Raw genomic sequence first — 21,662 nt, forward strand, 5'->3', positions numbered from 1 at the left:
GCAAGCTTCGCCGGCCTCGCGCAGGAGAACATGAACCGCGCAGCCGGCTGGCGCTTCCTCGAGATGGGCCGCCGCGCCGAGCGCGCCATCAACACCACGCGCTTTGCCCGTCAGTTCGCCTATGACGAAGCCGGTGACGAGGACCTCGACATCCTGCTCACGCTGGTCGACTGCCAGATCACCTACCGCTCGCGCTATCTGGTGCAGCCGCTGCTGACGCCGGTGCGCGATCTGGCGGTGCTCGATCCCTTCAATCCGCGCTCGGTCGCGTTCCAGGTCGCCGCGCTGAACGAACATATCGCCGCGCTGCCGAGCCTGAAGGAGCACGGCCTGATCGAGCGGCCACAGCGGCTCGCGGTCGCGCTCGAGGCCATGTTGACGACGGCCGAAGCCGGCCGCCTCGACGTCAAGACCTTGTTTGCGCTGGAGCAGGATCTGCTCAGCCTCTCCGACGCAATCGGGCTGCATTACTTCCCGCATGGACCGAACGCCAGCCGGCCGGAGAAGCTCACGGGGCTGGCGTGATCTACGATATCCGGCACGTCACGACCTACAGCTACGAGACCCAGGTCAGCTTCGCGCGCTGCGCGCTGCGGCTGGAGCCGATCAGCGGCGACGGGCAACAACTGATCTCGCATGCGGTCGATATCCGTCCCAAGCCCGCGGAGCGCACCGCGCGGCGCGACTTCTTCGGCACGCTGACCGAAAGCGTCCTGATCGAGACCGCGCATCGCAGTCTGCGCATCGACGCCCGCTCACGGGTCTCGGTGGAGCGGCAGCCGCCGGCGCGTGACTCCGCGAGCCCGCCCTGGGAGAGCGTGCGCGATCGGGCATTCGAGGCGTCGAGCCTCGATGCGGCTTCGCCGGTCGGCTATGTCTTTGCCAGCGCGCTGGTGCCGGTGTTGCGGCCGGTGACGGCCTATGCGTCCGCGAGCTTTTCGCCAGGCGGCGGCATCCTCGCCGGTGCGGCCGACCTGATGCGGCGGATCCGGACCGACTTCAAATACGATCCCAAGGCGACCGTGATCTCGACGCCGCTTCGCGACGTGTTCGAGAAGCGCCACGGTGTCTGCCAGGATTTTGCCCATGTGATGATCGCGGGACTCCGTGGGCTCGGGCTGCCCGCGGCCTATGTCAGCGGCTATCTGCGCACCATCCCGCCGCCGGGCCAGCCGCGGCTACAGGGCGCCGACGCAACCCACGCCTGGGTGTCGGTCTGGTGCGGTAGCGAGCTCGGCTGGGTCGGGTTCGATCCGACCAACGATCTCATGATCGCCAACGACCACGTCGTTCTCGCCATCGGCCGCGACTTCGCCGACGTCTCGCCGGTCGACGGCGTCATCGTCGGCGCGCGCAAGCAGAAGCTCAGCGTCGCCGTCGACGTATTGCCCGTGGAGTGAACCGGGACGGCGGACGCGCGCTGGCGCAACGCGATCTCGATCAGGCGACTTGCCGCTTGCCGGACTTGTCCCATCCGATCGGGCTGACGATGACGCGGTCGCGGCCTTCGCGCTTGGCTTGATAGAGTGCAAGATCCGCGGCCTTGAGCAGATCGCGTGACGTGCGCTCATGGTCGGGGACGAGGCAGGACAATCCGATGCTGACGGTCGGCAATTCAGGCTCGGCCTCGCGCGCGGCGGTCAGCTTGGCACGAATCTGTTCGGCAACTTCCAGGGCGCCCGCCTTGCCGATGCCGGGCAGCAACACCGAGAACTCCTCGCCGCCATAGCGTGCGCCGAGATCGGTGGCGCGCTTGGTGCTGCCTGCGATGCACTGCCCCACGGTGGCGAGCACGGCATCGCCGGCCTGATGCCCGTAGGTGTCGTTGAAGGCCTTGAAATGATCGACGTCGATCATCAGAAGCGAGACCGGCGCCTTCGCACGCAAGCCGCGACGCCATTCACCGTCAAGGGTATCGTCGAGCCGGCGCCGGTTGGCGAGGCCGGTCAGTGCATCGGTGCTGGCGAGGTGAGCGAGCCGGCCTTCGGCGGCGGCTCGCCGTTTCAGCGCGGCCAACAGGTAGAACATCAGCACGATCGAAAAGCCGCCGAGCGCGGTCACCACGATGCCGGTCAGCCAGAGCTGTTGCCACCAATCCGCATAGATGCCGTCGAGCGCGAGGCCCTCAGCGATGACAAGGGGGCGATTGCCGACCTGCTGGAAGACATAAAGCCGGTTGACGTGATCGACGATCGATTTCGATGTGTAGGAGCCCGACTGCTGGCGCGGCAGCATGCGAAAGGTCTGCGAGCTCTTGATGTTTTGTCCGATGCGCTCGATCTCGAACGGCGTGCGCATCAGGATCGTGCCGTCGGTATTGAACAACACCATGCTGTCGCCGGCGCCGAAGTTCAGCTTCCGGAACAGGTTGTGGAAGTAGCTGAGCCGCATGCTGCCCGCGACCACGCCGGCGAAGGAGCCGTCGCCGTTGCTGATGCGCCGGCTCAGGCTGATCAGATACTCGCCTTCCTGGGTGACCCAGGGCGGGCTGATGAAAAGGCCGACATCCGATCGCGCCCGATGAACCCGAAAGAAATCATGATCGGCGAGATTCGCGCGCCGCGGCGTCAGGGTCCGGGAATCGAGCGTGACGTCGCCGGCGGCGTTCAACACGAGAATGGAGCCGAGATCCTTGGCGGTCGCCGCCCGGTCGAACAGCACCACTTGGCGGAGCTCGGGGCTGATGTTGCTGATCTCCGGCAGCTTGATGCCGTCGGCGACGGCCTGCAACGAGAGGTCATAGAGTTCGATGTTGCGGTCGATCTCGCTTGCGATCGAGGCTACGAGATTGGTCGCGCCTTCTTTCGCGTGCTGAAAATCCTTCTGCGCCATCTCCCAAAGGATCGAGAGGCAAATCGCCGAAAAGCTCACGACGAGTCCGATACCAAGGGCCAGCAGCCGCTTGGTCGGCACCGCTCTCGGTCGTGGCAACAGCCCGTTCATGACCTGCTTCCCAACTCCCGCGCCCCCGCGCTTTGTCGGCCTTTATGGGGGTATCAAATTGAGAAAGCCGGCCCGAACCGCCTGCAAATTATGCGTCGACGTTAGGGAAGCATTAACCGCGCGGCGTCGGGTGACGCACGCGGCTGCCGGTCAGCGGCAGACCCTCAGGCCGCGTCGCTGCGCAGATTGTGGAAGAACTGCTCGACCTCGCGAGACAGGGTCTCGGCGGTTGACGTCAGATCGTTCGACGCTGCGAGCACGGATTCCGCCGCCTTGCTGGTCTGGTCCATATCGTCGCGCAGCGAGCCGACATTGGTCACCAGGATTTCATTGCCCTGGGCGGCCATCTGCGCGTTGGCGGAGATTTCGCGCGTCGCCGCGTCCTGCTGGCCGATCGCGCTGGCGATGTTCGCGGTGACGTTGCTGATCTCGCGGACGGCCTGGCCGATCTCGCGCACGGCTGCCACCGAATTGCGGGTCGAGGCCTGGATCAGGCCGACATTCTCGCTGATCTCGGCGGTCGCCTTCGCGGTTTGCCCGGCCAGCGCCTTGACCTCGTGCGCAACGACCGCGAAGCCGCGGCCGGCATCGCCGGCGCGGGCGGCTTCGATGGTGGCGTTGAGGGCGAGCAGGTTGGTCTGCTCCGCGATCGCCTGGATCAGGTTCAGCACGCCGTCGATGCGCTGGGTGGTGGCGGCAAGGCCCTCGATCTCGCTGATCGACCGGTCGGTGCGCGCGCCCGCCTGATCGACCGCGCCCGACGATTGGGACACCTGGCGGCCGATCTCCTCGACCGAGGCCGAGAGTTCCTCGGCGGCGCCCGCGACCGCGGAGACGTTGCTCAAGGCCTGTTCCGTGGCGCCTGCCGCCGCCACGGCGCGGCCGTTGGCGTCGGCCGCGACGGTTGCGATGGTCTGCGCGGTCTCCCGCATTGTGGCTGCGTTGTCGTGCACTGCGCGGAGCACGGTGCCGATCGTGCCGCGGAATGCTTCGACGAAGCCCTCGATGTGCCGGCCGCGTGCGTCGCGCGCCGCGGAATCCTGCATGACTTGCGCATTGAGGATGCGATTGCGGTCCATCGCCTCCTGGAACACGCCGATGGCGCGCGCCAGCGCGCCGATTTCGTCGCCGCGATCGACATGCGGCACATCGACATGCGCGCCGCCTTCGGCGACCTGCTTGATGGCCGTGGTGATCTGCGACAGCGGACGGGCCACCGAGCGGGCGATGATCAGTACGCCGAGCACCACCACGATCAGGGCGGCCGCGCCGAGCCCGGTCAGCACCAGCGCCAGCGTGCGGTTGGTGTCGGCCTGCTGCGCCAGCTTCTTGCTGCGCTCGGCATAGACCTTGGAGAGCGCCTCGAGATCCTTGTTCAGGGCGGTGCGGACGTCGCGGTTGGCGTCGTTGTCGCCCCATTCACGCCCGGCCGCGGCGCCGATCTCGATGCCGCGGCGAACCAGCTCCTTCCGGAACGCGATGAACTGCTCGATGCGCGTCTTGAACACCGCGAATTGGGCAGCGTCATCAGCCTGCACCAGGGTTTCCCAGTTCCTGACCACGCCGAGGATGCGTTCGTTGAACGCCAGCAGTCCGTCGCCGTATTTCTTCACCGCCACCGGTTCGGTCGACATGTAGATGCCGCGGGATTCCATCACCACCGCATAGACCAGCGAATTGACCCGCTCGACATTGAGCGCGGCGCGGCTCGCGAGATCGACGGCCGCGGTCAACTCGGCGTTGCGCCGCGCATTGTAGTCGGACAGGACGGCGATGGCCGCGGTCAGCGCTGCGATCAGCGCGAACGTCGAGTAGAGCCTGGCGGCAAGCGAGAATCGGGATGCCATGGAAGGCCGGGACATCGGGACGGAGGACGTGATGGGGGTGGGCATTGCGGGCACTCCAGGAGGCCGGGGAGCACCTTCGGCCGACTACGGCTTATGCGAAATCTTCATGGACAATTTCTTAATGCGCGAATTTTTCGCAGCCGCAACCGCTGGAATGTCCGAGTAATACCAATGTCTTATATTGGCTCTTGGGCGCGATAGGGTGTTGGCGGGTTGCGACCGTGCCGATGCGGACGGGGCTGCGTCATCAACAGCCTCCGGCGCGCCCGGCAAAGCCGATGGCACGACTTTCGCAAAGAGGTGCTAGGTTGCACCGCTCCAGCCCGCGACGCGAATTCCCATGCTGTATCGTCACACCATCGATGCCACGAATTACGCATTCGAGGATCTACGCCTCCTGCTTGCCAAGGCGTCGCCGCCGCGTTCCGGCGACCGGCTGGCCGGCCTTGCGGCCGACAGTGCCGCGGAGATGATCGCCGCGCGGCTGGCGCTTGCCGATGTTCCGCTCAGGCAATTCCTCGATGAGCCCGTCATCCCCTATGAGGACGACGAAGTCACCCGGCTGATCCTCGACAGCCATGACGTTGCCGGCTTCCTGCCGGTCTCGTCGCTCACGGTCGGCGGCTTCCGCGACTGGCTGCTGTCGGACGCCGCCACCGATGATGCGATCCGGAAGATCTCGCGCGGGATCACGCCGGAGATGGTCGCGGCAGTCTCGAAGCTGATGCGCAACCAGGACCTGATCCTGGTCGCGAAGAAATGCCAGGTAACGACGCGTTTCCGCAACACCGTCGGTTTGCGCGGGCGAATGAGCACGCGGTTGCAGCCGAACCATCCCTTCGACGATCCCAAGGGCATCACCGCCTCGATCCTCGACGGGCTGCTGCTGGGATCGGGCGATGCCTGCATCGGCATCAATCCGGCGAGCGATGATCCGAACGTCATCGGCACCCTGCTGCGGCTGCTCGATGACATCATCACCCGGCTCGGGATTCCGACGCAGAGCTGCGTGCTGACCCATGTCACGACCACGCTCGGACTGATCGGGCAGGGGCTGCCGGTCGACCTCGTGTTCCAGTCGATCGCCGGCACCGAGGCGGCCAACCGCAGTTTCGGTGTCGACCTCTCGTTGCTGCGGGAGGCGCGCGAAGCGGGATTGTCGCTGCGCCGCGGGACGGTCGGTGACAATGTGATGTATTTCGAAACCGGGCAGGGCTCGGCGCTGTCGGCGAACGCCCATCACCAGGTCGACCAGCAGACTTGCGAGGCGCGGGCCTATGCGGTGGCGCGCGCGTTCGATCCGCTGCTGGTCAATAGCGTGGTCGGCTTTATCGGTCCGGAATACCTTTATGACGGCAAGGAAATCATCCGCGCCGGGCTCGAGGATCATTTCTGCGGCAAACTGCTCGGCCTGCCGCTCGGCATCGACGTCTGCTACACCAATCACGCCGAGGCCGATCAGGACGACATGGACAATCTCCTGACGCTGCTTGCTGCCGCCGGCGTGAATTTCATCATGGGCGTGCCCGGCGCGGACGACGTCATGCTGAACTATCAGTCGACATCGTTTCACGATGCGCTCTACATCCGCGACCTGTTCGGCCTGAAGCGGGCGCCCGAATTCGACGATTGGCTGGCGCGTGTCGGCCTCGCCGGGCAGGACTTCCGCCTCGTTGCCGACGAGGGGCGGCTGCCCGACCTCGCTGCCAGGCTCCTGGCCTGACGGGATAGCAAAATTCTGCAGAGCAACTATCTCGCCGTTGTGACGTTGGTGCGTGCCACAATGTTGAAGAATTTCTGGCCCAGCGTTCCGCGCCGTGGTTAGATTTGCGGGTGCTTCGGGGTCATTCGATGAGAGCTGAGCGCATTGAGACTGTACGGCGTATCCTCTGCGTTTTTCCGCGCTACACGTCGTCCTTTGGGACCTTCGAGCATTCCTACCCCCTGACCGACGGCGTCAGGGCCTTCATGCCGCCGCAGGGCCTGCTGCTGATCGCCGCATATCTTCCCGAGAACTGGCCGGTCCGCTTCGTCGACGAGAATCTGAATCCGGCGACCGCGGAGGATTTCGAGTGGGCGGAGGCCGTGTTCGTCAGCGGTATGCACATCCAGCGCCAGCAGATGAATGACATCTGCCACCGGGCGCATGACCACGATCTCGTGGTCGCGATTGGCGGGCCGTCGGTCAGTGCCTGCCCGGATTACTACCCCTCATTCGACTACCTTCATGTCGGCGAACTCGGCGACGCCACCAACGAGTTGATCCGGCGGTTGGCGGCGGACACCAGCCGGCCGGACCAGCAGGTGGTGCTCAAGACCGTCGACCGGCTGCCGATGACGGAATTCCCGCTGCCGGCCTATGAACTCGCCGAAACCAAGAAGTACTTCCTCGGCAGCATCCAGTTCTCCTCGGGCTGTCCCTATCAGTGCGAGTTCTGTGACATCCCCGGGCTCTATGGCCGCAATCCGCGCCTGAAGTCGCCGGAGCAGATCATCGCCGAGCTCGACAAGCTGCGCGCCTGCGGTGCGACCGACACGGTCTATTTCGTCGACGACAATTTCATCGGCAACCGCAAGGCGGCGAGCGAATTGCTGCCGCATCTGATCGAATGGCAGAAGCGAACCGGCTATGTCACCCGGCTCGCCTGCGAGGCGACGCTCAACATCGCCAAGCGCCCCGAGATCCTGGAGAAGATGCGCGAAGCCTTCTTCGTGACCATCTTCGTCGGCATCGAGACGCCCGATCCGGACGCGCTGAAGGCCATGCACAAGGATCAGAACATGATGGTTCCGATCCTGGAGGGGGTGCGCACCATCAATTCCTACGGCATGGAGGTGGTCTCCGGCATCATCATGGGGCTCGATACCGACAAGCCCCAGACCGGCGACGCGCTGCTCTCCTTTGTCGAGGAATCGCAGATCCCGCTGCTCACCATCAACCTGCTTCAGGCGCTGCCGAAGACGCCATTGTGGGACCGGCTCGAAAAAGCCGGCCGGCTGGTCGATGACGACGGCCGCGATTCCAACGTGCAGTTCCTACTGCCATATGAGGATGTCGTCAGCTCCTGGCGCAAATGCATGGAGATCGCCTACGACCCCGAGAAGCTGTTCGAGCGCTATCTGCATCAGTGCAACTACACCTATGCCAACCGCATCAAGGTGCCGGTCAGCCCGGAGATGAAGAGCTGGGCCAACATCCGGCGCGGCCTGATCATGCTGCGCAACATCTTCTGGAAGGTCGGCGTGCTCGGCGATTACAGGCGGGTGTTCTGGAAATTTGCACTCGGCCGGCTCAGGCGTGGCGACATCGAGGGGTTGATCTCGGCGACACTGGTCGCGCATCACCTGATCACCTTCGCGCGCGCAGCCTCCAGCGGCCGGCAGAATGCGTCCAACTACTCGATCCGGCTGCGCGAGGCATCGGTCCCCGCTGAATAGCAGCATGACGACACCGCCGGTGCCACTGTCCCCTTCGCTTGCCGATCTGCGTGAGCTCACGCCGGCGCGCGTCGGTCTCGGCCGCTCCGGGGCCAGCCTGCCGACCAGCGCGCTGCTCGCCTTCACGCGTGATCACGCCCGCGCCAGGGATGCCGTCCACGCGGCGTTCGATCTCGGCGGGATCGCGGCTGACCTCGCCGGCCTCGGCATCACGGCACCCGAGGTGTCGAGCCAGGCGCCCAGCCGGCGCGACTATCTGCGCCGACCGGATCTCGGGCGCATGCTGGATTCCGCGTCGAGGCGGTCGCTCGAAGGTCGTGCCATCACCGCATGCTCCTGCGCAATCGTGATCGGGGATGGCCTGTCGCCGACCGCGGTCAATGTGCATGCCGTCGAATTGATCCGGCAGCTGCTGCCGCGACTTGCGGCCGACAGGATCGACGCGGGCCCGGTCATCGTGGCGTCGGGCGCGCGCGTCGCGTTGGGAGACGAGATCGGCGCCATCGTCGGAGCCCGCATGCTGGTGATGCTGATCGGCGAACGGCCCGGCCTGTCCGCGCCGGATAGTCTCGGTGCCTATCTCACCTTTGCGCCGCGGATCGGTCTCACCGATGCTGACCGGAACTGCATCTCCAATATCCACCGCGCCGGGCTGAGCTATGCGGAGGCCGCCTTCAGAATCTCCTGGCTTGTGCGGGAGGGGCTGGCTCGCCAGATCACGGGGGTCGCGCTGAAGGATGAAAGCGGCGGTGGATCGTCACAGAATGCGCTACCCGGGTGTGACAAATCAGATACTTAATGTTGGTGTTCGCCGGTTCCCTGCTGATTTGTCCGGACCCCTGCGCTTGCGAGCAAAGGGCCTGACCTGTAAAACCGGCGCCGGTCAATATTCGCGTGTTTTCAACGACTAGCGCCGATCAGTTGCGCCCATCCGCCTCATTCGCGCCCCTAAAGCATGATCCGAAAAAGTGCGAAGCGGTTTCCGAAGAGATCATGCGTAAACCAAGGAGCCGAGGCGCGATGAGGATCCAACCTGATCTCATCGCGCTTTAGACCCAAGCTAGACAAATTGAGCCGTTTCAGAACTGGACAGGGCATGCTCGAAAAGAACACGGAAAGTCAGGTCCACGTCGAGAAGATCGAGGAGCCGCGCTCGGGACCCAGCATCGCGTTCGGGATCGAGCGTCTCGGCCTGATCCCGATGCGGGCGCCGATCCTGTCCTGCATCGTGCTCGTTCTGCTGCTGATCGGTGCCGTGTTCGGCGTGCACCGGATCAAGATCGACGATTCGCTGTCGCAGCTGTTCCGTTCCGATTCCAAGGACTACAAGCAGTATGAGGCGGTAACCAAGCGCTTCCCGGCGACCGAGTTCGACGTTCTCGTCGTGGTCGAAGGCAAGACGCTGCTCGAACGCGACAATCTCGGCAAGCTGCGTGACATGGTCACGGACCTGCAACTCGTCGAGGGCGTGCGCGGACTGGTCTCGTTGTTCTCCGCGCGCCAGGCGCCGGCCCCCGGCAAGTTGCCGGCGGCGCTGTTCCCGAATGAGCTTCCGGAGGGCGCGGCCTACGACAAGTTCATCGAGACCGTCAAAAGCAACGAGATCATCCGCGGCAAGCTCTTGTCGGAGGACGGCACGCTGGCGCTGGTCGTGCTCTCGCTCGAGCCCGAGGTGGTTGCCAGCAACAAGCTCGGCAAGGTGGTCGGCGACATCAGGAAGATCATGGCCGACGATCTCGGCGGCAGCGGGCTCAATGCCCAGTTGTCCGGCGTGCCGGTGATGCAGCTCGAGATCCGCAACGCGGTCGAGCGCGACGGCCTGACCTACAACATTCTCGGCATCCTCGCCGGCTGCATCATCGCCATTATCTTCTTCCGCAAGATCTCCTTCATGGTGGCGGCGGCGTTCCCGCCGATGATCGCGATCCTGCTCGCGCTTGGTGGCCTCGGCTGGGCCAATTTCAATCTCAACATGTTCCTCAACGTGATGACGCCGCTCATCATGGTGATCAGCTTCTCCGATTCGATGCAGCTGACATTCGCGGCACGCGACCGGTTGATCGCGGGCCAGGACAAGTTCACCGCCTTCAAGAATGCCGTGCTGGTGGTCGGGCCGGCCTGCGTGCTGACACACGGCACGGCGGGCATTTCCTTCATCGCGCTGCAATTCTCGGATTCCGACCTGATCCGCAAGTTCGGCGAGGCCGGGCTTGCCGCCACCATCATCGCGCTGGTCGCGGTGCTGTCGCTGGTGCCGGTGTTCGGCATCCTGCTGGTGCGCAATGAGAAGCTGTTTGCGGTCAAGTTCCAGAGCGCGGATGCCGGCGTGCAGGCGCTGCGCAATTTCTGCTACTGGATCGCGGTGCGCATGGTCGGCCGTCCCGGGCTGTTCAGCCTGCTCGCGCTGATCGTGGTCGGCGGCCTCGGCATCATCTACGCCAATCTCGAGCCGCGTTACCGGCTCGCCGACCAGGTGCCGGACAAGCGACAAGCGGTCGAGGCGTCGAGCCGGCTCGACGCCAAGCTGACCGGTGCCAATCCGGTCGATGTGCTGATCGAATTCCCCAAGGGCCAGTCGCTGTACTCACCGGAGACCCTGAAGACGATCGCCGACGTTCACGCGATGGTCGAGGACTCAGCCGGCGTCGGCAACGTGTGGTCGCTGGAAACCCTGCGGCGCTGGCTTGCCGAAAAGGCCGGCAGCGACGACGTCGCGACGCTGAAGGAATATGTCGACCTGATCCCCGAGCATCTGGTGCGGCGGTTCATCGACAAGAATCAGGACGCGGTCGTGGTGTCGGGGCGCGTCCCGGATCTGGACTCGAGCCAGTTGCTTCCGGTGGTGAACAAGCTCGATCACTCGCTGGATAAGGTGCGTGCCGAGCATCCCGGCTACGAGATCGCGGTGACCGGCCTCTCGGTGATCGCCGCGCGCAACAGCGCGAGCATGATCGAGAAGCTCAACCACGGCCTCACCATCGAATTCCTGCTGGTGGCGATCTTCATCGGGCTGGCATTCCGTTCCGTCGTCGTGATGTTCTCCTGCATCCTGCCGGGCATCTTCCCCGTGGTGCTGTCGGGCACGGTGCTGTGGCTGCTCGGGGAGGGACTGCAATTCGCCAGCGTGGTGGCGTTGACCGTGTCGTTCGGCCTCGGGCTCAGCGCCACCATCCACTTTCTCAACCGGCTGCGGCTCGAGACCAAGCCGGGCATCACGCCGGAGCTTGCTGTGGAGCGCGCCACCGTGCTGGTCGGTCCCGCGCTGATCCTGACCACGGTGGTGCTGGCCTGCGGCCTCGTCGTCACGGTGTTCTCCGACCTGCCGTCGCTGCGCCTGTTCGGCTGGCTCAGCGCGTTCTCGATGGTCGCAGCACTGATCGCGGACCTCTTCATCCTGCGGCCGACCTCGATGTTCCTGATCAACCTGTCGCAAAAACTCCGCGGCAAGGGCGGGCAGCCTGCGCCGATCGAAAAAGCCTGATCGGCGAACAGCGCGGGACCTACAACAAGAAGGCCCGGTTCCGATGCGTTCGGAACCGGGCCTTTGTCATTTCCCGACGAGATCGGCCGGCAGCGTCAAGTCTTGGTCATGGTGATCGTGACGCCGCGAATCTCGCCCTTTGAGTCGATCTGCACGACCTGCTTGGAGCCGTTGGTCTGGAGGTTCAGGTTCGCAGCAAAGCCGGACGCCTCGACGAATACGTCGATTCGGCCACCACCCGCGGTGCCCTGCAAATTGCCGAAGATGTTGCGGCTCGCCTCGCTCCAGTTGCCGGAAATCCGGTCGCCCTGGCTGGTGACGTCGCTGGAGAGGTCGAATTTGTAGCTGTCGCTGGCGCAATGCAGCGACTGCTTCAGGTTCATGCCCGACGGCGCGACCTTGTAGTCTGCCTTGCAACGAATGCGTTCGGTCGTGCCGTTGGACAACGCCACCATGCCTGTTCCGGTCCATGAACCGGCAAAGCCGGCAAAGGGTCCGCCGGCTTGGGCATGAACAGCGGAGCAAGACAGCAACAGTGCGGCGCCGACACCCACAGCTCTGAGAGCCTGGCCGGACAGGCTGGAACCAAACAATTTCATTGTGAATTTTCCCATCAAAATCAACGCCTCTTTCGCAAGAAAACGTCTCGCCGCATCGAAAGTTTAGTGTCCCCGAAGAATGTTAGGTTCAAACGACAACAGCCATGCGCACGATGCCTGATCGTCATCGCGCAGAATCAGAAGCCTTCGACTCCACGGCGGCATGTAGCTGTGCGCAACCGTCATCCGCAATCGTCAAACGCGATAAAGTGATGGCAAGAATCGTTGTTTAGAATCAACGATTTATGCAGGGGTTTACAGCGCCGCAAATTTAGCCGCATTTAGCGGTGCTTGTCGTCAATCCGTTGCCGCGTTACGTGGCGTCTGCAATCCCTACAAATCCGTCCCGGCCATGCCGAAGCGCTTTTCGGGGACAGATTTTCTGCTGTCGGAAATGAAGGAATACGATGCGTAAATTTCTCCTGGCTGTTGCCCTGTTGTCGATCCCGCTCTCGTCCAGCGCCTTCGCCCAGCAGCAGGGGCGCGGTACCCCCGACGAGCAAAAGGCCTGCACGCGTGACGTGCAGCGTCACTGCCGCGCCGTGATCGATCAGGGCGATTTCACGATTCTCGCCTGCCTGCAGCAGAACCGCAGCAAGATCAGCGCCGCCTGCGATCAGGTGCTGAAGACCCACGGCCAATAAGACCGCGTCAGGCCTCAGCGACCGGCGTCAGGCCCGTGATCGGCATTCGTGCCGGCCACGGGCCGGCTATGCTGGCGGTTACAGATAGCATTGGTTTTGGTGGCGTATTCCCCTATATGGGGCTCGCAAATCCCCGCATGCGCCTGAGCCATCCGCGCCTGCGTCGTGCCATGACCAGTGTAGCCCCAATTTCCCATGACCACCGCGAGCGACCTGCGATCCGGAAAGACCCACCGCGACGAGAACTTTCCGGTCGCGTCGTGGATCATTCATCCGCGGCATCGTGCCCTGATCCTGGCGTTCTATAATTTCGTCCGCACCGCCGACGATATCGCCGATCACGCCACGCTGTCGCCTGAGGAGAAGCTGCGTTATCTCGACCTCATGGAGGCCGAGCTGCTCGGCAATGGCGATAGCCAGAAGGAGGCGGTCAATCTGCGCCGCGCCTTCGCCGAGCGCGGCATGCCGCCGCGGCACGCGCTCGACGTGCTGGTGGCGTTCCGCCTCGACGTCACCAAGCTGCGCTATGAAAACTGGGACGACGTGATCGACTATTGCCGTTACTCGGCGATGCCGGTCGGGCGGTTCATGCTCGACGTGCACGGCGAGGATACCTCGACCTGGGCGGCGTCGGATGCGCTCTGTGCCGCCTTGCAGATCAACAATCATTTGCAGGATTGCGGCAAGGACTACCGAAACCTGAACCGCGTCTACCTGCCGCGCGATGCGCTGGCCGCGGCCGGTGCGACGGTCGAGATGCTCGGCGAGGCGAAGTCGCAGCCGGCGCTGCTGAGGTGCCTGCAGGCGCTCGCGGTGCGCACCGAGACGCTGCTCGTGCAGAGCAAGTCGCTCGCCGCCGAGGTGAAGGACTTCAGGCTGGGCCTCGAAATTTCCGTGATCCAGGCCTTCGCCGACAAGATCGTCAACATGCTGAAGGTGCGCGATCCGCTCAGCGAGCGTGTGCATTTGAGCAAGGTCGAGCTGCTGCTGCAAAGCCTCGGCGGCGTCGCCGGCGAGACCGCGCAGCGCGCGACCGGACGGCGTGCGGTATCCAAGACGGCGGCAGGTGCATGAGTGTCGAGGCGGCGGCCAACGCAAATTACGACAGCACCGCGTCGGGCAGCTCGTTCTATGCAGCGATGCGCATCCTGCCGCGCGCGCAGCGCGAGGCGATGTTCCAGATCTATAGCTTCTGTCGCCAGGTCGACGACATCGCCGATTCCGACGGCCCGCGGCCGGAGCGGCTGGCCGCGCTGCAGCAGTGGCGCGACGATATCGATGCGCTCTATGCCGGGCATCCGCCGGATCGGTTGAAAGACTATGTCGCGTCGGTGAAGACCTTCGGCCTGAAGCGCGAGGATTTCCTCGCGATCGTCGACGGCATGGAGATGGACGTGCCGCAGGACATCCGGGCGCCGGACCTTGCGACGCTCGACCTCTACTGCGATCGCGTCGCGAGCGCGGTGGGCCGATTGTCGGTGCGCGTGTTCGGCCTGCCCGAGGACGACGGCATCCAGCTCGCTTATCACCTCGGCCGTGCGCTACAGCTCACCAACATCCTGCGCGACATCGACGAGGACGCCGGTCTCGGCCGCCTCTATCTGCCGCGGGAATGGCTCTGGCACGCCGGCATCACCAATGACGATCCGGCCCGGGTCACGGCCGACCGCGCGCTGCCGAAGGTGTGCGCGCCGCTCGCCGAGCGGGCCAAGATGCATTTCCAGAAGTCCGACGAGATCATGAAGCGCAATTCGCGCCGCGCGGTGCGCGCGCCGCGCATCATGTCGAAATACTATCGCGCGATCCTCGATCTGTTGATCGCGCGCGGTTTCGCTGCCCCGCGTGCGCCGGTGCGTGTGTCCAAGGCGGCCAAGATCCGCATTCTTCTTCGTTACGCGATCATCTGATGCAAAACACCGTTCATATCATCGGCGCCGGTATTTCCGGCCTCTCAGCGGCCGTGCGGCTCGCCAATGGCGGCTATAAGGTCGCCGTCCACGAGGCGACGCAACAGGCTGGTGGCCGTTGTCGCTCCTATTTCGACGCCGCCACCAATCTCACCATCGACAATGGCAACCATCTGCTGCTGTCCGGCAACCGCCACGCGCTGAGCTACGCGCGCGCGATCGGCACCGAAGCCGGCCTGGTGGGGCCCGCGCGCGCGCAGTTTCCGTTCGTCGATCTGGCCACCGGCCAGCGCTGGCAGCTCGATCTCGGCGACTCCCGCTTGCCGCTGTGGGTGTTCGACGAGGCGCGCCGCGTCCCGGACACGAGCTTGCGCGACTATCTCGCCTTGGCGCCGCTGGCCTGGGCCGGCACCGGAGCGCTGGTCGGCAACACCATTCCCTGCAAGGGCACGCTGTACGACCGCCTGGTGCAGCCGCTGCTGCTCGCCGCGTTGAACGTCGATCCGCCGGAGGGCTCGGCCGGGCTCGCCGGCGCCATCGTGCGCGAGACCTTGCTCGCGGGCGGGCAGGCCTGCCGGCCGCTGATCGCGCGCGACGGCCTGAGCTCGGTCCTGATCGAGCCGGCCGTGAAGCTGCTGCAGGACAGGGGCCACAGCGTCCGGTTCAGTCACGAATTGCGGGCGTTCGGCATGTCCGGCGATCGCCTCAGCGAGCTCGACTTCGGCGGTGGCGACAAGATCGCGCTCGGGGCCGACGATGCCGTGGTGCTTGCGGTGCCGCCGCGTGCCGCTTCATCCCTGCTGCCCGGCGTGAAAACGCCGACCAAATTCCGCGCCATCGTCAACGCGCATTTCCGCGTCGATCCGCCGCGCGACGCCGTGCCCATTCTCGGCGTGGTCGGCGGCCTCGTGGAGTGGCTGTTCGCCTTCCCGCAGCGGCTGTCGGTGACGATCAGCAATGGCGACCGGCTGGTCGATATGCCGCGCGAGGAGCTCGCGCAGGCGATCTGGCGGGACATCTGCAAGGCATCGGGCATTTCCGGCGACCTGCCGCCCTGGCAGATCGTGCGCGAGCGGCGTGCCACGTTCGAAGCGACGCCGGAGCAGAATGCCCTGCGCCCGGGGCCCGCGACGGGGCAAAAAAACCTGTTTCTTGCCGGCGACTGGACTGCTACCGGGTTGCCGGCAACCATCGAGGGATCGGTCCGGTCGGGCGATCGTGCCGCCGATCTGGTTCTGGCCAGGCGCTAGATCCGGCCGGTTGATTTCGAGCGAAGTGGTTACCGGCTCGCGCAAGGAAATTGCGGCCGGAAAAACGGAAGAGCGCGTCCGATACAATCGGATCGTGCTCCGGAGCGGCCGCGGCTTTCGATCAGCCGGCCCGCAATGAAGAGGATATCGAGCGAAATGCTTTCGAGAGATCACGGCGTCGCAGTCGATCCGGTCGCGCTGGAGAACAGCATCTCCAAGGCAACCGAGGCGCTGCTCGGCTACCGTCAGTCCGACGGACATTGGGTGTTCGAGCTCGAGGCCGACAGCACCATTCCGGCCGAGTACGTCCTGCTGCGTCACTATCTCGCCGAGCCCGTCGATGCCGCGCTCGAGGCCAAGATCGCCAGCTATCTGCGCCGCGTCCAGGGCTCGCACGGCGGCTGGCCACTGGTCCATGACGGCCCGTTCGACATGAGCGCCAGCGTGAAGTCGTACTTCGCGCTGAAGATGATCGGCGATTCCGTCGATGCGCCGCACATGGTGCGGGCACGCGAGGCGATCCGTTCGCGCGGCGGCGCGTCGACCTGCAATGTGTTCACGCGCTTCCTGCTCGCGCTCTATGGCGTCGTGACCTGGCGCGCAACGCCGGTGCTGCCGATCGAGATCATGCTGCTGCCGATGTGGTCGCCGTTCCACATCAACAAGATCTCGTATTGGGCGCGCACCACCATGGTGCCGCTGATGGTGCTCGCCGCGCTGAAGCCGCGCGCGAAGAACCCGAAGGGCATCGGCATCGACGAGCTGTTCCTGGAGGATCCGAAATCGGTTCGCATGGCGCCGAAGGCGCCGCATCAGAGCGCGAGCTGGTTCTATCTGTTCCGCTCGCTCGACGCCGTGCTGCGCGTGGTCGAGCCGATGTTCCCGAACCGCCTGCGCCAGCGCGCGATCGACGCCGCGCTCGCCTTCACCGAAGAGCGGCTGAACGGCGAGGACGGCATGGGCGCGATCTATCCGCCGATGGCCAACATCGTCATGATGTACGAAGCCCTCGGCAAGGATGAGAGTTTCCCGCCGCGCGCCATTACCCGCCGCGGCATCGACAAGCTGCTCGTGATCGGCGACGAGGAGGCCTATTGCCAGCCTTGCGTCTCGCCGGTGTGGGACACTGCGTTGACCTGTCACGCGCTGCAGGAGGCGGGCGGCGACGACACGTTCGCCAAGGCCAAGCAGGGCCTCGATTGGCTGAAGCCGCGCCAGGTGCTGGAGCTGAAGGGCGATTGGGCGGTCAAGGCGCCGGATGTTCGTCCCGGCGGCTGGGCGTTCCAATACAACAACGACCACTATCCCGATCTCGACGACACGGCCGTGGTCGTGATGGCGATGGATCGCGTGCGGCGCCACACTGGCACCCGCGAATATGATGAGGCGATCGCGCGCGGCCGCGAATGGATCGAGGGGCTGCAGAGCCGCGATGGCGGCTGGGCCGCGTTCGACGCCAACAACCTCGAATACTACCTCAACAATATCCCGTTCTCCGATCACGGCGCTTTGCTCGATCCGCCGACCGAGGACGTCACCGCGCGCTGCATCTCGATGCTGGGACAACTCGGCGAGACCGCCGAGAGCAGCAAGGTGATGGCCGACGGCATTGCCTATCTGCGTCGCACCCAGCTGCCCGAGGGTTCCTGGTACGGTCGCTGGGGCCTGAACTACGTCTACGGCACCTGGTCGGTGCTCTGTGCGCTAAATGTCGCAGGGATCGATCGCAACGACCCGATGATCCGGAAAGCGGTAGAATGGCTGGCGTCGGTCCAGAATCAGGACGGCGGCTGGGGCGAGGACGCCGTCAGTTACCGGCTCGATTACAAGGGTTATGAAGTTGCGCCGTCGACCTCGTCGCAAACGGCATGGGCTTTGCTTGGGCTGATGGCGGCCGGAGAGGTCGAAAATCCGGCCGTTGTGCGAGGGGTGGAGTACCTAAAGGCAACACAGACGGAAAAAGGACTCTGGGACGAGCAGCGATACACAGCTACGGGGTTTCCGCGGGTATTTTACTTGCGATATCATGGCTACTCGAAGTTCTTTCCGCTCTGGGCGCTGGCGCGGTATCGGAATTTGAGAAGCACCAATAGCAGGGTGGTAGGGGTCGGGATGTGATTGTTGAGGCGGGGGCCGCCGGAACCGTGGACAGGAGAATTGATCCTCGGCCGGTATTGATTGTGACTGGATTGGTGCAGGAGGCCCGCATCGCGGCAGGTCCCGGCATGATCGTGATCTGCAGCTCGAGCGATCCGCAACAACTGCGTGCATTGCTGGCGACGCTGGATCCGACCACGTTCCGCGGCGTGATCTCGTTCGGCGTGGCCGGCGGGCTCGACCCGTCGCTCAAATCGGGCGACGTCGTGGTCGCGACCGAAGTGATGTCCGGCGATACCCGTTTCCTGGCTGCATCCGCGCTGAACGAAGAGATGATCGCCAGCGCTGCGCTGAAACGCCGCAGGATCGTCCGCGGTGGGCTTGCTGGCGTCGAAGAGGTGATCGCGGCGAAGGCTTGCAAGGCCGCGTTGCGCTCGATGACGGGCGCTGCCGCAGTCGACATGGAGAGCCATATTGCGGCAGCGTATGCCGCCAAGGCAGGCATTCCGTTCGCCGCGCTGCGTGTGATCAGCGATCCCGCGCACCGGGCCCTGCCGGAGCTTGCGAAGTCCGCGGTGAAGCCGAATGGCGACATCGACCTGCGCAAGGTGCTGCGCGGCATCGTGCGCAATCCGCGCACGCTGCGCGCGCTGGTCTCGACCGGCATCGACTTCAACCGCGCGCTGCGCTCGCTGCGCAGCTGCCGCGGCTTCCTGCTCGGCAACGAGGTGCTGATGCCGGTGGACGACGTTCTGATTACCGCGAAGGCGGCCTGATCCGCAGAAGCGCGGTTTCTCGCACCATCAAGTTCAGACGACAAAGGCCCGGTCGCATCGCGATCGGGCCTTTGTCTTTGGTGCCTGATGGATGCCGTCCGGTGCGGTGTCATGAGCAAGCGCTTCGCCGGCTCAGCATCGCTCGCCAGGGGACGGTGAGGGGGCGCGTCGCTGTTCCGGCCGCCCCGCCGGCAGCGTTGCTGCTCTCTCGGTAATCCCGTTGCTGGTGATCCGCACCGCCGTGTTGGAGCCTCGGGTGTCCCGCGAGGGAACTTGACAGCGATCGGCGTTCGGACCATGGTGAATTGCGATCCTGTATTCATGAATAACGGTTCACTATGGCAATCGCTGCAGTTCGGCTCAATCAGCTGGTCGAGACCAAGGCGCGCATTCTGGACGCCGCCAGGGAGGCCGTGGCGCTCAGTGGGTGGAAGGATGCCCAGATCGCCCTGATCGCCTCACGGGCCGGCGTGGCCACGGGCAGCGTGTATCGCTACTTCGACTCCAAGGCGGACCTGTACGCGCAGGTGCTCGGACTGGTGTCCGAGCGCGAGGTCGCCGTGGTGGCCGCGATCGTCGCGGCGGAGGGGTCCGCGTCGCAGTGCCTGGTGGACGCGATCTACACCTTCGCGGTCCGGGCGATGCGCGGCCGCCGTCTGGCCTACGCGCTGATCGCAGAACCCTGTGAACCCGAGATCGACGCGGCGCGCCTCAAATACCGGGCAGCGCTGGCCGATCAGATCGCAGGCCTGGTCCGGCGCGGCATCGCCAGCGGCGAGTTCGTCGAGATCGACCCCAATGTCGCGGCATCCTGCGTGACCGGCGCCTTCATGGAAGCGCTGGTTGGTCCTCTGGCGCCCGAAGCGGCCCCCGATTCCGATGCGGCGAGAGCGATCGCGCAAGCGATCGCCGGATTGTCCGCACGCATGCTGTTTCGCCATCCCACGCCCGAATTGACCCCTGTATCGAGAGTCTCCGCATGAACGCGCACATCCAGCCGGTTGCCGTCGCGGGTCCGCACGCCGGTGCGTTCGCGACCCATCAGGTCTGCAATCAGGCGCGGCCAGCCACCGGCTTCAACGCGTTCGATGACGACCGCGCGCTGAGCGGCCTGATCGCAAGGATGGCGCCGTGGGCGAGAGATCGGCTTTCCGCGCTCGGCGCCCATGCCGGCAGCGAGGCCGTGCAGGATGCCGCGCGGCTTGCCAACGAGCACGAGCCGAAGCTCATGACCCATGACCGCTACGGCAACCGGAACGATTGGGTGGAATTTCATCCGGCCTGGCATCAATTGATGACGCTGGCGTTCCAGAGCGAGGTCCATAGCCTGGCCTGGTCGACGCGCGAGCCGTATGGCCATCTGGCCCGCGCGGCGCTGAGCTATCTCTGGAATCAGATCGAGAACGGCGTCGGTTGCCCGACCGGGATGGCGTACGCTGCCATCGCCGGATTTGCCGGCAAGCCGCAATTCAGTCTGTGGCGGGAGCGCACGCTGGCGGCGGATTACGATCCGCGCCGGCTTCCGATCGATGCCAAGCGCGCGGCCGTCATCGGCTACGCGATGACCGAGAAGCAGGGCGGCTCGGACCTCCGCGAGACCCAGACCACCGCACGCTTCGTCGAGCGCGGTGCGCATGGCGAGATCTATGCGATCACCGGCCACAAATGGTTCTTCTCGGTACCGGTCGCCGACGGATTCTACACGCTGGCGCGCACGCAGTCCGGCGTCAGTTGCCTGTTCGTGCCGCGCCTGCTGCCGGACGGCAGCGCCAACCGCATTCACATTCAGCGATTGAAGGACAAATGCGGCAACCGTTCGAACGCCTCGAGCGAGATCGAGTATCACGACACGTGGTCGATTCTGGTCGGCGAAGAAGGCCGCGGCATCGCTGAGATCCTCTCGCATGCGCATTTGACGCGGCTCGATTTCGCGGTCGGCTCCGCCGGGTTGATGCGGCAGGCGTTGAGCCTTGCCATCAATCACGCGCAAACCCGGACCGCGTTCGGCAGGCCGATGTCGGAGCTACCGATGCAGCGCAACGTGCTTGCCGACCTCGCGCTGGAGAGCGAGGCGGCGATGCTTGGCGCATTTCGCGTCGCGCGTGCGACCGACGGCTTGCAGACCAGCGAGCACGAGCGGCTGCTGGCGCGGGTCGCGACGCCGGTGGTGAAGTTCTGGAATTGCCAGCGTGCGCCGGCCTTCACCTATGAGTGCCTGCAGGTGCACGGCGGCAACGGCTTCATCATGGAGAACGCGATGGCACGGCTCTATCGCGAGGCGCCGCTGAATTCGATCTGGGAAGGCACCTCGAACATGATGTGCATGGACGTGCTGCGGGCGATGCAGCGGGATGCAAATTGCCGCGACGCGTTCATCGACGAACTGCGCGCGAGCAGGGACCTCAACCCGATCTACGACAAGAGTGTCGATGATCTCGCCGACCGGCTGCATGCGCGATATCCGGACGACGGGCATGCGCGGGCGCTGGTCACCCGTATGGCGCATGCCTTGCAGGCGGCCGAGATGTTGCGGCACGGCGATGCCGCGGCTGCCGACCTGTTCGTGCGATCCCGGTTCGGCGCGGACGGGATGCACGTCTTCGGCACGCTGCCGTCGTCGGCGGAACTTGCCGGCATCGTCGAACGCGCATCCGTCATCCGTCAGCAGGGGCTCCAGTAA

At 64.9% G+C, this 21,662-nt stretch carries 17 protein-coding genes; 14 read left to right on the top strand and 3 right to left on the bottom strand.

Annotation, left to right across the window (positions count from 1 at the left end):
• Both B2W55_RS09000 and B2W55_RS09005 read left to right on the top strand, forming a co-directional pair.
• On the top strand, nucleotides 1–525 hold a 525-nt coding region (locus B2W55_RS09000), incomplete at its 5' end, for an alpha-E domain-containing protein (protein WP_291532212.1).
• Nucleotides 522–1,400, top strand: a complete 879-nt coding sequence (locus tag B2W55_RS09005; protein ID WP_024579429.1) for a transglutaminase family protein — start codon at nucleotides 522–524, stop codon at nucleotides 1,398–1,400. The genes B2W55_RS09000 and B2W55_RS09005, both read left to right, overlap by 4 nt.
• A gap of 40 nt (nucleotides 1,401–1,440) precedes the next feature.
• Here B2W55_RS09005 and B2W55_RS09010 read toward each other — a convergent pair whose 3' ends face one another.
• Both B2W55_RS09010 and B2W55_RS09015 read right to left on the bottom strand, forming a co-directional pair.
• The gene (locus B2W55_RS09010; RefSeq protein ID WP_024579430.1) at nucleotides 1,441–2,943 is read right to left on the bottom strand and encodes a sensor domain-containing diguanylate cyclase; all 1,503 of its coding nucleotides are present in this window, start codon (nucleotides 2,941–2,943) and stop codon (nucleotides 1,441–1,443) included.
• A 164-nt stretch (nucleotides 2,944–3,107) separates the two neighbouring features.
• Nucleotides 3,108–4,790, bottom strand: coding sequence for a methyl-accepting chemotaxis protein (locus B2W55_RS09015; RefSeq protein ID WP_100555080.1), 1,683 nt, complete (start codon nucleotides 4,788–4,790; stop codon nucleotides 3,108–3,110).
• Between the two features lie 340 nt (nucleotides 4,791–5,130).
• On the opposite strand from B2W55_RS09015, the gene B2W55_RS09020 reads away from it, so the two are divergent.
• The 4 genes from B2W55_RS09020 to B2W55_RS09035 all read left to right on the top strand — a co-directional run bounded on the left by B2W55_RS09020 (nucleotide 5,131) and on the right by B2W55_RS09035 (nucleotide 11,709).
• The gene (locus B2W55_RS09020) at nucleotides 5,131–6,513 is read left to right on the top strand and encodes an ethanolamine ammonia-lyase subunit EutB (RefSeq protein WP_024579431.1); all 1,383 of its coding nucleotides are present in this window, start codon (nucleotides 5,131–5,133) and stop codon (nucleotides 6,511–6,513) included.
• Nucleotides 6,514–6,641: 128 nt separating this feature from the next.
• Nucleotides 6,642–8,228: a B12-binding domain-containing radical SAM protein gene (locus tag B2W55_RS09025; protein WP_024579432.1), complete on the top strand. Its 1,587-nt coding sequence runs from the start codon at nucleotides 6,642–6,644 to the stop codon at nucleotides 8,226–8,228.
• A 4-nt stretch (nucleotides 8,229–8,232) separates the two neighbouring features.
• Complete coding sequence (gene eutC / locus B2W55_RS09030; protein WP_024579433.1) at nucleotides 8,233–9,027, top strand: ethanolamine ammonia-lyase subunit EutC; 795 nt, start codon at nucleotides 8,233–8,235, stop codon at nucleotides 9,025–9,027.
• A gap of 297 nt (nucleotides 9,028–9,324) precedes the next feature.
• Nucleotides 9,325–11,709, top strand: a complete 2,385-nt coding sequence (locus tag B2W55_RS09035) for an efflux RND transporter permease subunit (protein WP_024579434.1) — start codon at nucleotides 9,325–9,327, stop codon at nucleotides 11,707–11,709.
• A 95-nt stretch (nucleotides 11,710–11,804) separates the two neighbouring features.
• Here B2W55_RS09035 and B2W55_RS09040 read toward each other — a convergent pair whose 3' ends face one another.
• Entirely contained in the window at nucleotides 11,805–12,308 is a 504-nt protein-coding gene (locus B2W55_RS09040; protein WP_024579435.1) for a hypothetical protein, read from the bottom strand.
• A 407-nt stretch (nucleotides 12,309–12,715) separates the two neighbouring features.
• Here B2W55_RS09040 and B2W55_RS09045 point away from each other — a divergent pair, with 407 nt between their 5' ends.
• From B2W55_RS09045 to B2W55_RS09080, 8 genes are all read left to right on the top strand, one after another.
• The gene (locus tag B2W55_RS09045; RefSeq protein WP_024579436.1) at nucleotides 12,716–12,952 is read left to right on the top strand and encodes a hypothetical protein; all 237 of its coding nucleotides are present in this window, start codon (nucleotides 12,716–12,718) and stop codon (nucleotides 12,950–12,952) included.
• Between the two features lie 195 nt (nucleotides 12,953–13,147).
• Entirely contained in the window at nucleotides 13,148–14,026 is an 879-nt protein-coding gene (gene hpnC, locus B2W55_RS09050; RefSeq protein WP_024579437.1) for a squalene synthase HpnC, read from the top strand.
• Nucleotides 14,023–14,859 carry a presqualene diphosphate synthase HpnD gene (gene hpnD, locus B2W55_RS09055; RefSeq protein WP_024579438.1) on the top strand — a complete coding sequence of 279 codons (837 nt, stop codon included), beginning with the start codon at nucleotides 14,023–14,025 and terminating at the stop codon, nucleotides 14,857–14,859. Before hpnC ends, hpnD begins: the two co-directional genes overlap by 4 nt.
• Nucleotides 14,859–16,109 carry a hydroxysqualene dehydroxylase HpnE gene (hpnE, locus tag B2W55_RS09060; RefSeq protein ID WP_024579439.1) on the top strand — a complete coding sequence of 417 codons (1,251 nt, stop codon included), beginning with the start codon at nucleotides 14,859–14,861 and terminating at the stop codon, nucleotides 16,107–16,109. Before hpnD ends, hpnE begins: the two co-directional genes overlap by 1 nt.
• Before the next feature lie 156 nt (nucleotides 16,110–16,265).
• The gene (gene shc, locus B2W55_RS09065) at nucleotides 16,266–18,227 is read left to right on the top strand and encodes a squalene--hopene cyclase (protein ID WP_024579440.1); all 1,962 of its coding nucleotides are present in this window, start codon (nucleotides 16,266–16,268) and stop codon (nucleotides 18,225–18,227) included.
• On the top strand, nucleotides 18,224–18,982 hold the full coding sequence (locus B2W55_RS09070; RefSeq protein ID WP_024579441.1) for a phosphorylase: 759 nt from the start codon (nucleotides 18,224–18,226) through the stop codon (nucleotides 18,980–18,982). Before shc ends, B2W55_RS09070 begins: the two co-directional genes overlap by 4 nt.
• A 338-nt stretch (nucleotides 18,983–19,320) precedes the next feature.
• A complete protein-coding gene (locus B2W55_RS09075; RefSeq protein WP_024579442.1) occupies nucleotides 19,321–19,965 on the top strand; it encodes a TetR/AcrR family transcriptional regulator in 645 nt (214 codons plus the stop codon).
• Nucleotides 19,962–21,662: an acyl-CoA dehydrogenase family protein gene (locus B2W55_RS09080; protein ID WP_024579443.1), complete on the top strand. Its 1,701-nt coding sequence runs from the start codon at nucleotides 19,962–19,964 to the stop codon at nucleotides 21,660–21,662. The genes B2W55_RS09075 and B2W55_RS09080 overlap by 4 nt, the downstream gene beginning before the upstream one ends.

It is taken from the genome of Bradyrhizobium sp. UBA2491 (assembly GCF_002341725.1).
In the GTDB taxonomy this organism is placed as follows: Bacteria; Pseudomonadota; Alphaproteobacteria; order Rhizobiales; family Xanthobacteraceae; genus Bradyrhizobium.

Bases quoted from the DNA above. Each gene is read 5' to 3' on its own strand.
- B2W55_RS09010 (WP_024579430.1), bottom strand. From the start codon at position 2,943: ATGAACGGGCTGTTGCCACGACCGAGAGCGGTGCCGACCAAGCGGCTG.
- B2W55_RS09015 (WP_100555080.1), bottom strand. From the start codon at position 4,790: ATGGCATCCCGATTCTCGCTTGCCGCCAGGCTCTACTCGACGTTCGCG.
- B2W55_RS09020 (WP_024579431.1), top strand. From the start codon at position 5,131: ATGCTGTATCGTCACACCATCGATGCCACGAATTACGCATTCGAGGAT.
- B2W55_RS09025 (WP_024579432.1), top strand. From the start codon at position 6,642: ATGAGAGCTGAGCGCATTGAGACTGTACGGCGTATCCTCTGCGTTTTT.
- eutC (WP_024579433.1), top strand. From the start codon at position 8,233: ATGACGACACCGCCGGTGCCACTGTCCCCTTCGCTTGCCGATCTGCGT.
- B2W55_RS09035 (WP_024579434.1), top strand. From the start codon at position 9,325: ATGCTCGAAAAGAACACGGAAAGTCAGGTCCACGTCGAGAAGATCGAG.
- B2W55_RS09040 (WP_024579435.1), bottom strand. From the start codon at position 12,308: ATGAAATTGTTTGGTTCCAGCCTGTCCGGCCAGGCTCTCAGAGCTGTG.
- B2W55_RS09045 (WP_024579436.1), top strand. From the start codon at position 12,716: ATGCGTAAATTTCTCCTGGCTGTTGCCCTGTTGTCGATCCCGCTCTCG.
- hpnC (WP_024579437.1), top strand. From the start codon at position 13,148: ATGACCACCGCGAGCGACCTGCGATCCGGAAAGACCCACCGCGACGAG.
- hpnD (WP_024579438.1), top strand. From the start codon at position 14,023: ATGAGTGTCGAGGCGGCGGCCAACGCAAATTACGACAGCACCGCGTCG.
- hpnE (WP_024579439.1), top strand. From the start codon at position 14,859: ATGCAAAACACCGTTCATATCATCGGCGCCGGTATTTCCGGCCTCTCA.
- shc (WP_024579440.1), top strand. From the start codon at position 16,266: ATGCTTTCGAGAGATCACGGCGTCGCAGTCGATCCGGTCGCGCTGGAG.
- B2W55_RS09075 (WP_024579442.1), top strand. From the start codon at position 19,321: ATGGCAATCGCTGCAGTTCGGCTCAATCAGCTGGTCGAGACCAAGGCG.
- B2W55_RS09080 (WP_024579443.1), top strand. From the start codon at position 19,962: ATGAACGCGCACATCCAGCCGGTTGCCGTCGCGGGTCCGCACGCCGGT.